The sequence below is a fragment of the Magnetococcales bacterium genome (assembly GCA_015231755.1).
GTDB lineage: Bacteria > Pseudomonadota > Magnetococcia > Magnetococcales > Magnetaquicoccaceae > Magnetaquiglobus.
The window spans coordinates 24,019-37,348 of sequence record JADGAZ010000003.1 but is presented as its reverse complement, the minus strand read 5'-3'; the positions used below and the strand labels follow the sequence as shown (position 1 = coordinate 37,348).

Below are 13,330 nucleotides of genomic sequence, written 5' to 3'. Positions count from 1 at the left end.
TCGATCATGTTTTCGTATGGATATGCGATTTGTACGGGTTGCATGGGGGTGTGGTTGTCTTTGTTATTGAATCTTCTAATGATCATTTTGACAGGTTATCATGTTTGCTTTCACGATTCAAGTGCGGGATTGCTATGGCGTTGCCGGATTTTCCATATTGATGAACCATCATTTTCCGGGTAGAGTTGCCATCTGGAGATGGTAAAAAAAAAGGAGTCACGTATGATATCCGAGCAACACGAGCGGCTGATCGATCAATTGTTCAAACAGGTCAATTTGCGTGGCGCGGGGGTGGAGCAGGGGAGTGGGGAGGGGGGGACGGGTCCGGGAGCGGGGAAAACACGGGGCCGGAAAACTGTCGAACACGCCGATCCCTTCGCGGTGGAAGCGCCATCCGACGGCCAGCCGCAACAAGAGGCCAGGGTTCAGGGTTTGGGGGGGCCGCCGATCAACTCTTCGTCTTGAAACGGCCAGCCCGCCTGACGCAGCATGGCCGCCGGAATCATGGTGACCCGGGGATCCATGGATTCCACCGCGCGTTTGAGATGGGCGACCAGTTCCTGGGCGTGGGGGTTGGCCACTCCTTCCCCTTGCCACAAGGTCAGATTGAAGACGTGATAGAGGGGATAACGACCGCTCAACACCGCCTGCACATCGTCCGGTGCGTTGCCGTCGATGGAGAGGGGATTGGGGCGGATTGTGTCGGTCAGGCGTTTCACATGCCAGAGGGTCTCGTAACCGATGCTGCCCCGCTGGGCCAGAATTCTTTGGATCATGTCGGGAATGGCGCCGACCTCTTCCATGTGGGGGCTGAAGTCGTCCGGATTGCCCAGCAGTGTGCGCCAGTGTCCGGGGCGCAGCTTGCAGTGCAGCCGTCCGATGGGTTGGACGGGCCAGGATGGACCCCGGCGACCCGTCAGATCGGTCACCTCCGACCACTGCCGGGGCTGTCCCCGAAAGAGGCCGCGTATCTGCTCCAAGCTCAGATTGGTCAGTCCGTTTTCTGGATGGACCAGCATGGCGATGCTGGCGATGCCCAGGGTGTGAAAGGTGAGTCCGGGCAGACGGTCGCTTTTTCCGGGAGGACAGCAGAATCCGGCGATGTCCACCGCCTTGCGGCTCATCAGACCCGCCGAGGTGCCGCAGGTGCCTTCCCGTACCCGGATGTCCAGTTGTTTTTCTTGGGCGTATTGGGTGATCAGGGGTAGCAGGAGTTGATGGATTTGTTGATCCAGGGTGATGGCCATGGTGCCCCCCTGGCCCCAGCGGTCATGCCGGATCGGCTGGACGACCCAGGACGGGGGTTGGGCAAAGGTCTCGGTAGGCGCGCAGAATGCCTGTCCAAGGATGCGCTGCACCGCGTCTTCCGCCTCTTGCGCCCCGACGGTGACCCGCGCTCCCGTCTCCCCCCGGACCATGCCCGGTATCAGCCAGATCAGCAGCAGCCACCAGATCCGCCAACCGGCAGGGGGACGGGGGGTCATGGGGTTGCCTCCGGCGGAGAGAAAAAGCGTACCGTGTCCCGACCGGCGCTCTTGGCCTGATACAGGGCCTTGTCCGCCTTGTCGATCAGGTCGGACATCTCGTCGCCGTCGTGGGGGTAGAGGCTCACGCCGATGGAGGAGGTGACCGTGACCTTGTGACCCGTCAGATAGAATTTCCTCCCCAGAGCTTTCAGCATTTTCTTGGCCACCTTGCGCACCTGGGAGGCGTCGGAGACGTTGGTCAGGACTGCCGTGAATTCATCCCCCCCCAGTCGCGCCACGGTGTCGCTTTCCCGCACGCAGGATTTCAGTCGGTTGGCCACCTCCCGCAACAACTGATCCCCGGCGGCATGGCCCAAGGTGTCGTTGATGTTCTTGAAATGATCCAGATCGAACAGCATCACCGCCACCATCTGGGCATGACGCCGACCCTGGGCCAGGGCCTGATGCAACCGGTCGTGGAACAACTGCCGGTTGGGCAGATGGGTCAAGGGGTCGTGGAAGGCCAGATGCTTGAGGCGGTTTTCCATTTCACGGGTCTGGGTGATGTCCCGTTCCAGACACACGATGCGATCCGCCCGACCCGTGGCGTCGTGAATGGGCAGGGTCTGGACCAGGGTGTGAAGCGGTTCTCCCTGGGGGCTGTGACCGGAGAATTCCCGGCAGGCCGACGCGCCGGAATCGACGGTGGTGCGCAGAATGCACGCCTCCTCACCGGGACCGGGGCACTGGGGACAGGAACGGCTTTTGTCCGCCAGCAAGGTGACACATTTTTCCCCCACCACCCGATGGCGGGGTAGATTGAGCTGTTCCAGAAACAGACGATTGGCCTCCAGCACCACATGGGAATCCGGATCGATGACGCAAATGGCCTCGTCCATGCTGTTGAGAATGGCGTCGGTGAAGGATTTGGCCCGTTGCAAGGCGTTGCGTTGCGCCTGGATGGCATGGATATGGGCTTTGGTCTCCAGGGCGATGCGGATGCGGGACAACAGCTCCAAAGGCCGGATCGGCTTGTTGACGAAATCCACGGCGCCGAGCTGAAAACACTCCTGAATCAGGGATTCGTCGGTCTCCCCGGTGATCATGATGATAGGAATTTCTTTCAGATGGGGAGTGGCCCGGATCCTTTTGAGCAGCGTCACCCCATCCACCTCCGGCATGTTCACATCCAGAAGCAGCAGATCCGGAGGTGACGCCTCCAGTTTGTGCAGCAGATAGGGGGATTCCAACAGAAAGTCGGCGGAATGCCCGGCGTTGGAAATCAACCGGGCGGTCTGCTCGATGGCCTGACCATCATCATCCACCACCAGGATGCGTGCCATGGACCTTGGTGACTCCCATAAGGATGACCCGCGGGAAATGCGGGTGTTAACCGAAATGGATTTTGGCCTCCAGATTGGCACGGGAATCGGCGCTGTTCAAGGCCTCTTCCATGGAAACCGCCCCCTCCTTGTACAGATTGAACAGGGCCTGATCGAACGTCTGCATCCCTTTGACGCTGGTTTCGGCCATGGACTCCTTGATGGCGTCGATTTCTCCTTTGAGAATCAACTCCGCGATGTGGGGAGTATTGATCATCACCTCCACCGCGGCGCGGCGTTTGCCGTCGAGGCTCGGCACCAACCGTTGGGAGAGGATCGCCCGCAGATACAAGGAGAGATCCATGAACAACTGGGGATGCAACGCCTGGGGAAACAGGTTGATGATGCGGGTCAGGGCCTGATAGGCGTTGTTGGCGTGCAGGGTGGAGATGGCCAGATGGCCGGTGCCCGCCAGTTCCATGGCGGCTTCCATGGTCTCCCGGTCGCGGATTTCGCCGATCAGGATCACGTCCGGAGCCTCCCGCAGGCTGCTTTTCAGGGCCTTGGCGTAGGAGTGGGTATCGATGCCCACCTCCCGTTGGTTGACGATGGATTTTTTGTGGGGATGGACAAACTCCACTGGATCTTCGATGGTGAGGATGTGGCCCCCGATGCTGCTGTTGCGGTGATCCACCATGGCCGCGAGGGTCGTGGATTTGCCCGATCCGGTGCCCCCCACCATCAGCAGCAGTCCCCGCTTGTTCAAGATGAGTTCCGCCAGCACCGGAGGGACTTTCAACTGCTCCAGCGTGGGAATCTGGGAGCGGATGTAGCGCAGCACCATGGCCGGCTGGTTTTTCTGGTGAAAGGCGTTGACCCGGAAACGTCCTTCGTCTCCCAGGGCGATGGCGAAGTCGATTTCCAGGTTTTTCTTGTAAAAATCGAATTGCGCCTCATCCATGATCCCCTGGGCCGCCTGATCGATCATCTCGGCGGTGAGCAGTTCCTTGCCCACCACGGCCAGACGGCCATCGAGTTTCATGCGCACCGTGGCCCCGCTGGTGAAAAAGAGATCCGAGGCCCCTTTTTCGATCATGAGCTTGAGATAGGGGGTCAGGTTCATGGGGGGATCACTCGTCGTCTTTGCGGGTCAGGGCGAGGCGGTCGAGTCCTTCGTTGATGTCCCCTTTTTTGGCCCCTTTGCTTTCCAGCTTGACCCGCAGACGCAGTTCGTTGGCGGAGTCGGCGTTGCGCAGGGCGTCTTCGTAGGTGATCAGGTCGGCTTCGTAGAGGTCGAACAGTGCCTGATCAAAGGTCTTCATCCCCAGGTCGTTGGACTTGCCCATGATCTCCTTGATGCCTGCCACCTCCCCTTTGAAAATCAGATCGGCGATCAGCGGCGAACGCAGCATGATCTCGATGGCCGCCACCCGTCCACCGCCTTTCTTCTTGACCAGTCGCTGGGAGACGATGGCCCGCAAATTCAGCGACAGATCCATGAGCAGTTGATGACGCTTTTCGCTCGGGAACATGTTGATGATCCGGTCCAGGGTCTGGTTGGCGCTGTTGGCGTGGAGGGTGGAGAGGGCCAGATGGCCGGTTTCGGCGAAGTTGATGGCGTGTTCCATGGTCTCCTGATCGCGGATTTCGCCGATGAGGATCACGCTGGGGGCCTGACGCAAGGTATTCTTGAGGGCCGCGTGCCAACTGAGGGTATCCACCCCCACTTCCCGTTGGGTGATCATGCAGTTGACGTGGGGATGGACGTATTCGATGGGGTCTTCGATGGTGATGATGTGATCGTAGCTGTCCCGGTTGCGGATGCCGAGCATGGCTGCCAACGTGGTGGACTTGCCCGAGCCGGTTCCACCCACCACCAGCACCAGTCCGGTTTTGCTCATGACCACATCCTTGAGTACCGGGGGCAGGCCGAGTTTGTCGAAATCCGGAATGTCGGTGGTGATGGTTCTCAGCACCATGCCCGCCTGTCCCTGCTGGACAAAGGCGTTGACCCGGAAGCGGCCCACACCCGGCGGATTGATGGCGAAGTTGCACTCCTTGGTGGCGTCGAACTCCTTGATCTGGCGATCGTTCATGATGGCGCGGACCAGCATCAGGCTTTGGGAGGCGTCCAGGGGGGCTTTGGCCAGGGGGGTCATCTTGCCGTCGAGCTTGGCGGCTGGCGGAAATCCGGTGGTGATGAACAGGTCGGAGCCGCCTTTGGCAAGCATGGTTTTCAGGGCGTCGAGCATGAATTTGATGGCCTGGTCGCGTTCCATGTATGGATTCCTCGGGATGGCGGATGGAGGGGTCGGAAATGAACGGGCAAAGGGCAAAAAAAATCCCGGTCTTGTTGAGGGACCGGGATGCAAGAATAAACCCTTTCGACTGGCCGGGAAAGGGGGGATTACTTGAGGAGCGCCCGGATGTTCGGGGTCAGGGGCATGCTGAAGTCGTTGGAGGAGAGCACCACCCCGTCGTTGGTCCGAATCAGTTGGGCATTGACGTAGATCCGGTTTCTGGCGGTCACGTAACTGCCGGCCAGCACCGCCGAGACCTTGTGGGTCTTGCGGATCTCCTTGGCTTCCTGGGAGAGGACGAACTGGCCGGCGCCTTTCTTCAGGAGGATTTCGCTGCGCAGGGTGATCTCCACCACCGAATGGCCGGCCTGGGTGAAGCGCGAGGCCATCTGTTTGGCCAGGAGCCGTCCCAGGGGAGAGGTTTTTTCCAGGTTGCTTTCGTCCACGAAGGAGGCGGGCAGGATCACTTCCCGGTCGCGCAGTTTGTCGCCGAGGGTGATGATCATGCCGTCCGCGGCCTGTTGGGCCACCTGACCCGGTTCCACTTCCGCCGTCGAGGTGAGGGGCACCGAGATCAGGGGATAGCCCTCTTGTGGGGTCGAGGAGGAGACGCACCCCCCGGCCACCACCGAGAGCAACGCCAGACTCAGGGTCGGGCGCAGGAAAGAGGGTGAAAAGCGTTTCATCGCGTGACCACCGGCATGCTGGTGCCGCCATTGGAGTTGATCAGCAGGTCACGGGTGGTGGAGCCCACCGGTACCTTGGCGTCAACCGAGGCCAGAACCTGACGGCTGTTGAGGGCGATGATGCGGGAGGTGAAATCCAATGCTTCCCGGGTTTCGGTATAGGTACCGGTGACCACGGCGTAGGCTTTGTTGTCCTGGCTGATCTTTTCGATATCCCGGGAGAGGATGAACTCCCCTTGATCCTGACGGATGGCCAGGCTCTTGCGCAGTTTCGGTTCCACCACGGTGAAACCCTGCTGGGTGAGACGGGAGGCGACGTGATCGGCGATCAGGTTGCCCAACTCCGAGGTGCTGTCCAACTGGCCGCGATTGACGAAGCTGGTGACCAGAAGGGGTTTGCGCTGGTGGAACGAGGGATGATTCTTGCGCAGTTCGGCCACCAGCGCGTCGGTCAGGGCGTGACTCATGCGGATGAGATCCACTTCGTTTTGGATGATGGCCGGACCGGTGGACGGTTGACCTTGTAATGCGCCTGGAGCGACGCATCCACCCATGAGTGCGGCGAGAACCAGGGTGGCGAGACCGGAGTGGATTTTCTTCATGGAGTCAATATTCCTTCACAGGGCAGAATGCTTATTTGAACCCGTCCTTGATGTTGGCCTTGTCACGGGCGGCCTCTTTGGTGATGAGTCCCTTGTTCAGTAGTTCTTGCAAGCATTGTTCCAATGTTTGCATGCCCAGGGCGCGACCGGTCTGGATGGAGGAGTACATCTGGGCCACCTTGTTTTCGCGGATCAGGTTGCGGATCGCCGGGGTGCCGACCAGGATTTCGTGGGCCGCGACCCGTCCGCCGCCTTTTTTCTTCAACAGATTCTGCGAGATGATCGCCCGTACCGATTCGGAGAGCATGGTGCGGATCATGTCTTTTTCCGCCGCTGGGAAGACATCCACGATACGGTCGATGGTCTTGGCCGCGGAGGTGGTGTGCAGGGTGCCGAAAACCAGATGGCCAGTTTCGGCGGCGGTCAGGGCCAGTCGAATGGTTTCCAGATCCCGCATTTCCCCCACCAGGATCACGTCTGGATCCTCGCGCAGGGCCGAACGCAGGGCGGCGGCAAAGGTTTTGGTGTCCCGATGGACCTCACGCTGGTTGATGAGACATTTTTTTGACTCGTGGACGAACTCGATGGGATCCTCCATGGTGAGGATGTGACCGTATTCGTTTTTGTTCTTGTAGTCGATCATGGCGGCCAGGGTGGTGGACTTGCCCGAGCCGGTGGGACCGGTGACCAGCACCAGTCCGCGGGGGGTCTCGGCGAACTCCTTGAAGATCTCCGGGCAGTTGAGCTGTTCCAGGCTTAAGATCTCCGAGGGAATGGTGCGGAACACCGCCGCCGGTCCCCGCTGCTGATTGAAGGCGTTGACGCGGAACCGGGCCAGATTGGGCACCGCGAAGGAGAAGTCGCATTCGTACTCTTCTTCAAATTGTTTGCGCTGTTTGTCGTTCATGATATCGTACACCATGCCCTTGACCTCGTCGGCGTCCAGAGGCGGCACGTCGATGCGACGGATTTCCCCGTCCACTCGGATGAGGGGAGGCATGCCGGCGGAGATGTGGAGATCCGAGGCCTTGTTGCGCACACTGAAGGCCAGAAGTTCGGAAATATCGACTTTTTTGGACATGATGCCTCGCTATGTTTTTTGGTGTCGGCTTGTATGTGAAATCGAAAAACGATTGCGTTCCGCGTCAATGCGAAGGATGATCATACACGAAATCCCACCAGTCGGGCAACCACGGTATCGACTTTTTGACAGCAAGGAGCGTTGGAAAAAATGGCACTGGACACGGATCGGGCCAAAGCCCTGGAAGCGGCCATCTCGCAGATCGAGCGGCAGTATGGCAAGGGATCCATCATGCGGATGAGCGCCGCCGCGGTGGCGGATGTGCCGGTGATTTCCACCGGATCGTTGGGCGTGGATCTGGCTTTGGGTATCGGTGGCGTGCCGCGGGGACGGGTGGTGGAAGTGTTTGGTCCCGAGGCTTCGGGCAAGACCACTTTGGCCTTGCATGTGGCCGCCGAGGTGCAGATGGCCGGAGGCGTGGCCGCCTTCGTGGATGCCGAACACGCGTTGGATCCGGCCTATGCCCGTCGTCTGGGGGTGGATATCGATCAACTGCTCATCAGTCAGCCCGACACCGGGGAGCAGGCTTTGGAAATCGTCGACATGCTGGTGCGTTCCGGGGCGGTGGATCTGGTGGTGGTGGACTCGGTGGCCGCTTTGACCCCCAAGGCGGAACTGGAAGGAGAGATGGGGGATTCCCACATGGGCTTGCAGGCCCGTCTCATGTCCCAGGCGCTGCGGAAATTGACCGGTTCCATCAACCGTTCCCAGGCCGTGGTGTTGTTCATCAACCAGATTCGTCAGAAAATCGGGGTGATGTTCGGCAATCCGGAGACCACCACCGGTGGCAATGCCCTCAAGTTCTACGCCTCCGTGCGTCTGGACATCCGCCGCGTGGCCGCCATCAAGGACAAGGAACAGGTGGTGGGCGCCCGCTGCAAGGTGAAAGTGGTCAAGAACAAACACGCGCCGCCGTTTCGCACCGTGGAGTTCGACATTAACTACGGCGAGGGCATCTCCCTGGAAGGAGAGGTGCTGGACATGGCCGTGGAAGAAAAGATCATCGAAAAATCCGGGGCTTGGTTCTCCCTCGACGGGGAGCGGATCGGCCAGGGACGGGAGAATGTCAAGCAGTATCTGCGGGACAACCGCGAACTGCTCTACTCCCTGGAGGATCGTTTGCGCACCCATTTCGGCCTGGCGCCCAAGCGCAGCGGCGACGTGACCATGATGAGCGGGCTGGCTTCGCCCAAGGCCGGGGGCGGCAAGGGTGGGGGGCGCGGCAAACCCGCTGCCCGTCCCGCCGCCAGCTCGGAAGAAAGCTATGAGGCGGATGGAGGGGATGTTTGAATCCGGAAGCCGGCGTCATCGTTGACGCCCCGTTGCGGCTGGAGTTGGAGACCCGTTATCTCGCCTACGCCCTCTCCACGATCATCAGCCGTTCCCTGCCGGATGTCCGGGATGGATTGAAACCGGTCCATCGGCGGATTCTGTTCGCCATGCGCGCACTGAATCTGGATCCGGGTTCGCCCTACAAGAAGTCCGCCCGGGTGGTGGGCGACGTGATCGGCAAATTCCATCCCCACGGGGATCAGGCCGCCTACGACGCCATGGTGCGACTGGCCCAGGAGTTCGCGGTCCGTTATCCCCTGGTGGATGGCCAGGGGAACTTCGGCAACATCGATGGCGATGGCGCGGCGGCCATGCGCTATACCGAAGCCCGCCTCACCGTGGCCGCCCGGGCCATGATGGAGGATCTCAACCTCGACGTGGTGGAGTTCGCCGCCACCTATGACGGTTCCCTGGAAGAGCCGACGGTTCTGCCTTCCCGTTTTCCCAATCTGCTGGCCAATGGTTCCACCGGGATCGCGGTGGGCATGTCGACCTCGATCCCGCCCCACAACGTCGGTGAAGTCCTCGACGCCTGCTTGCACCTGATCCACGAACCCGATGCCACGGTGAATCGTCTGCTCGACATCGTGCCGGGTCCGGATTTTCCCACCGGCGGGGTGGTGGTGGCGGACCGGGCCGAACGGCTGGCCATCTACGAGACCGGTCGCGGCACCTTGCGGTTGCGGGCCCGGATCCTTCGGGAGGATCTGCCCCGGGGAGCGTGGCGGCTGGTGGTGACCGAAATCCCCTATCAGGTGCAAAAGTCCCGCCTGATCGAGCGGATCGCCGAGTTGATCGTCGAACACAAGTGCATGTTTTTGGAGGATGTGCGCGACGAGTCCGACGAACGGGTGCGGATCGTGCTGGAGCCTAAATCCAGCCGGATGGATCCGGAAATGGTGCTGGCCTATCTTTACAAGAATACCGACCTGGAGACCCGGGTGACGATGAACTTCAACGTCATCGACCAGGGGCGTCCCAAGGTGCTGGATCTGGCCAGTCTGCTCAAGGCGTGGCTGGCCCATCGCTTCGACGTGCATGGGCGGCGCGCCCGCTTCGAGTTGGCGCGCATCGGCGAACGGCTGCATTTGTTGTCCGCCCATCTGATCGCCCATCTCAATATCGATGAGGTGGTGGCCATCATCAAGGAGCACGACGAGCCGGCTCCGGTGCTCATGGCCCGTTTCGGGCTGGACCGGGAGCAGGCCGAAGCGGTGTTGAATCTCCGGTTGCGGGCCTTGCGGCGGCTGGAGGAGATGGAAATCCGCAAGGAGATGGCCGACAAGGAGGCCAGAGCCCGGGAGTTGACCGCCATGCTCGCCGATGATCGTCTGATGTGGGCGGCCATCGAGGGGGAGTTGCGTCTGACCCGTCAGGAGTTCGCCGATCCCCGCCGTACCGAGTTGGCCGGAGCGCCTCCCCCGGAGGTGATCCTGAAACCCGAAGATCTGACCCCCAGAGAGGCGGTCACCGTGATCCTTTCCCGCATGGGCTGGGTGCGGACCGTGCGGGGACACGAGGAGATCGTGGCCGACAAACTGCGTTTTAAGGGAGAGGATGGGCTGTTGATGACGATCAAGGCCCATGCCAACGACCAGATCACCTTCGTCACCGCGTCGGGCAAGGCGTTTTCCATGCTGGCGGACCGTTTGCCGGCGGGGAAGGGGTTTGGGGATCCGCTGACGGTGCTGTTCAATATAGAAGGCGGGGATGCGGCGGTATGGGTCATGGCTCCGGATCCGGAGCGGGAATATTTCGTGGTCACCCGTCTGGGCCAGGGTTTCCGGGTGTCGGGAGCGGATTTGATCGCCAGTCGGCGCGACGGCAAGCAGTGGTTGACCTTGAAACCCAACGATACCTTGTTGCATCTGCATCCGGTCAAGGGCAGCGAGGTGGCGGCCATCGGTCGGGGTCGCAAGCTGTTGGTGTGCGGGTTGGATGAGTTTCCCTTGTTGTCCCGGGGGCAGGGGGTGCGGATTCAGTTTCTGCTGTCGGATGAGGTGTTGATGGATGCCACCACCTTCCGGCCCGAAGACGGCATTACCCTGGATACGGGCAAACGGCAAAAAAATTTCACGGACCTGACCTTGTGGCGGGGCCGCCGGGCCACCCGTGGCGCCATGCTGCCCCACGGGTTCCTCTCCGGGGCGGTCTTTGTGGGCACCGGGGTTTCGCCTTGGGAAGCGGGCAAAGGATATACCCGGGAGATGTTTTGAAATTAGGTTTGTTTGTGGTTTGTCGCATAGTTCGTGTTTATGGTGTGATATGATTTTTTTGGTTGTCTTTTTCGTGGTGGGGAGGTCTAATGCATGCTCAGGGGTTGATGTCGGCCAATTCCGGCCTTCCATACGATCAAGACGGTGAAAAAAAATCTTGACATCGTTCAATCATGGACGCATCATAGGTTAAATTTGTAAAAATTATGACCATTATTGGCTTGATCCAGTCAGGCACCAGCGGGTTTGCAATCCGTCAATCCATCCGAATCAAATAGTGTCTTTAATCACATGACGCTTTCGTTTGAGATGATAAACCAAGACCCCCGCGTTGGGTGCGTCGAACTTTTCTAATGTTTTCTTGTACAGGAGTTTGTTAAAAATGAGACAGTGGGGTCTTCAATCCATGCATTCCAAGGGCAGCACCTTTTTGGCCATGGCCGGCGCCATGGCGTTGGTTGTCGGAACGGCGGCTTGTGGCGGCGGCGGTGGCAGCACCACCGCGGCCGTCACCAGCACCACGGTTGGCGGTTTGGCCAGCGACGGTCTGCTCCAGGTCGCGACCGTCAATGTCTACTCCCGTGACGGCACCACCCCTTGTACCAGCACCCAAACCGGCAGCGACGGCAAGTACAGCTTGTCCGTTTCCTCCACCTGTCTGCCCCCCCTGCGCATCGAAGTGAGTGGTGGTACGGACAAAACCACCGGCAAGACCAATGACCTGACTCTGCAATCCCTGGTGACCAACACCTCGCAGACCACGGCCAACCTGTCGCCCCAAACCACCATGATGGCCTATGCCATGAAGGCTGCTGCCGGTGGCTCTTTGACCGCCATGGCCGGCAAGTCCGCCACGGAGCAGTCCCAGTTGGTCTCCACGGCGTCCACCGCCGTTCTCAAGTCCTTCGGTTTCGGCGCGGATGCCAATGCTTCCGGCTTCAACCCCATGACCACCCCCATCACCACCACGACCCAGATCACCGCTTTTGAAAGCGCGGCCGACGCGGCGGGTGAGGTGGTCCGTCGTCTGACCAGTTCCCTGGGTACGGCCAATACGACCAATGTCGCGGCTGCCATGCAGGCGATTGGACAGCAAATGGTGGGTGCCAACAACTCCACCGTGACCATTGCTGGCAGATCCCTCAGCATCAGCGGCCTGGATGCGTTGGTCAGCACCCAGAAGGCGGTCGTCAGCGCCGAGGTTCTTACCGGCAGTCTGACCCGTAATAGTGTGGCCACGGGTACCATGGCCTCTGCGGGTACGTTGGCTACCACCTCCTTCTTGTCTTCCCTCTCCACGGCCTTCCAGCAGCAGATGCAGAGCGATGTCAAGGTCGCCAAATCGTTGGGTGTCTTCAGCACCGCGATGGAAACGGCGATGAACACGGCCCTCACAGCCGCTTCGACCGGCGGGTCGGCTTCCATGACCATGCCCACGGGTGAGACCCTCACCACCTTGAACAGCAACGCCAGCGGTGCGGTCACCAATATCGACGACAAGGCCGGGGCCGCTTTGAATGCCGTCAACTTTCGGGTTCAGCCCTCCGTCACCCTGATGGACTTCCCCCTCGGAACCACGGCTTCCGCCACCGTCGCGACCATGAGCCAGACCGTGGACAGCACCGGCGTCATGACCGCCAATTTCCCCGTTGCCCTCAGCGCCAGCAACCTGAGCAATGTCGGCAAATCTTCGGGTATTGCCCCGATCGTCAACTTTACGATGGCCAACCTCGACGGCACCAAGGGTTCCGGTGTGGCCGTCGTGACCGCCACCCTGGTGGATGGCACCAATGCGACCCGCGATGCCGGCGAACGGTATATCTCGGTCAGCACCTCCTTCAACTGGACCAGCAACGGCACCAGCATCGTCTTGAGCGCCCCGAGTGCCGGTGTGGCTCCCGTGAGCTATTACACCGCCAACTCCACCGCTTCCGCTCCTGCCACGGCCACGTTGACCAATGGGGATCTGGATGTGTTGTCCGTCACCAGTTCCGGCACCTCCCCCCAGGCGACCCTCAGCATGAAAGTGGCTGGTCTGTTCAGCCAGTTGGCCGCCACCTCCCTGGATGCCAATGGCACCAAGGGCAATTACTACTACAAGGTGACGGTCTCGGGTCTGCCCCTGTCGGCTTGTAATTACACCGAGTCCTTGACTTCCTGTTCCGCAACGACCGCGAAGCCGTTCTCGACCGTTCAGGGCACGATTTCCGCTCAGTAAGAACGTCTGTCTGCGTACAAAAAAACGCGCCCCATTGTGGGCGCGTTTTTTTTTGAGAAGTGTCGGGAAATGGCGGTATCATGGGGCCGCAAAAGCCTGTTGCTGGT

General features: G+C 60.3%; 11 protein-coding genes. 4 read left to right on the top strand and 7 right to left on the bottom strand.

Translation table 11 applies throughout. The features are described 5' to 3' along the window. The first annotated feature begins 222 nt into the window (after positions 1 to 222). Positions 223 to 465: a hypothetical protein gene (locus HQL98_02675; GenBank protein ID MBF0270968.1), complete on the top strand. Its 243-nt coding sequence runs from the start codon at positions 223 to 225 to the stop codon at positions 463 to 465. Here HQL98_02675 and HQL98_02670 read toward each other — a convergent pair. The 7 genes from HQL98_02670 to HQL98_02640 form a co-directional block, all read right to left on the bottom strand. Beyond that, positions 426 to 1,484 (bottom strand): hypothetical protein, encoded by a 1,059-nt coding sequence (locus tag HQL98_02670; protein ID MBF0270967.1) that lies wholly within the window; start codon positions 1,482 to 1,484, stop codon positions 426 to 428. The genes HQL98_02675 and HQL98_02670 overlap by 40 nt on opposite strands. Continuing rightward, positions 1,481 to 2,809, bottom strand: a complete 1,329-nt coding sequence (locus HQL98_02665; protein ID MBF0270966.1) for a diguanylate cyclase — start codon at positions 2,807 to 2,809, stop codon at positions 1,481 to 1,483. Before HQL98_02665 ends, HQL98_02670 begins: the two co-directional genes overlap by 4 nt. A 46-nt stretch (positions 2,810 to 2,855) precedes the next feature. Continuing rightward, positions 2,856 to 3,911, bottom strand: a complete 1,056-nt coding sequence (locus HQL98_02660) for a PilT/PilU family type 4a pilus ATPase (protein MBF0270965.1) — start codon at positions 3,909 to 3,911, stop codon at positions 2,856 to 2,858. A gap of 7 nt (positions 3,912 to 3,918) precedes the next feature. Next, complete coding sequence (locus tag HQL98_02655) at positions 3,919 to 5,067, bottom strand: PilT/PilU family type 4a pilus ATPase (protein MBF0270964.1); 1,149 nt, start codon at positions 5,065 to 5,067, stop codon at positions 3,919 to 3,921. Positions 5,068 to 5,195: 128 nt separating this feature from the next. Beyond that, positions 5,196 to 5,774 carry a hypothetical protein gene (locus HQL98_02650; GenBank protein ID MBF0270963.1) on the bottom strand — a complete coding sequence of 193 codons (579 nt, stop codon included), beginning with the start codon at positions 5,772 to 5,774 and terminating at the stop codon, positions 5,196 to 5,198. Further along, positions 5,771 to 6,376 (bottom strand): hypothetical protein, encoded by a 606-nt coding sequence (locus HQL98_02645; GenBank protein ID MBF0270962.1) that lies wholly within the window; start codon positions 6,374 to 6,376, stop codon positions 5,771 to 5,773. The genes HQL98_02650 and HQL98_02645 overlap by 4 nt, the downstream gene beginning before the upstream one ends. 31 nt (positions 6,377 to 6,407) lie before the next feature. Next, on the bottom strand, positions 6,408 to 7,457 hold the full coding sequence (locus tag HQL98_02640; protein ID MBF0270961.1) for a type IV pilus twitching motility protein PilT: 1,050 nt from the start codon (positions 7,455 to 7,457) through the stop codon (positions 6,408 to 6,410). A gap of 150 nt (positions 7,458 to 7,607) precedes the next feature. Here HQL98_02640 and recA point away from each other — a divergent pair, with 150 nt between their 5' ends. The 3 genes from recA to HQL98_02625 all read left to right on the top strand — a co-directional run bounded on the left by recA (position 7,608) and on the right by HQL98_02625 (position 13,223). Continuing rightward, positions 7,608 to 8,747 carry a recombinase RecA gene (gene recA, locus HQL98_02635; GenBank protein ID MBF0270960.1) on the top strand — a complete coding sequence of 380 codons (1,140 nt, stop codon included), beginning with the start codon at positions 7,608 to 7,610 and terminating at the stop codon, positions 8,745 to 8,747. Then, a complete protein-coding gene (gene parC / locus HQL98_02630; protein ID MBF0270959.1) occupies positions 8,744 to 11,005 on the top strand; it encodes a DNA topoisomerase IV subunit A in 2,262 nt (753 codons plus the stop codon). Before recA ends, parC begins: the two co-directional genes overlap by 4 nt. A 382-nt stretch (positions 11,006 to 11,387) precedes the next feature. After that, a complete protein-coding gene (locus HQL98_02625; protein ID MBF0270958.1) occupies positions 11,388 to 13,223 on the top strand; it encodes a hypothetical protein in 1,836 nt (611 codons plus the stop codon). Positions 13,224 to 13,330: the final 107 nt, after the last annotated feature.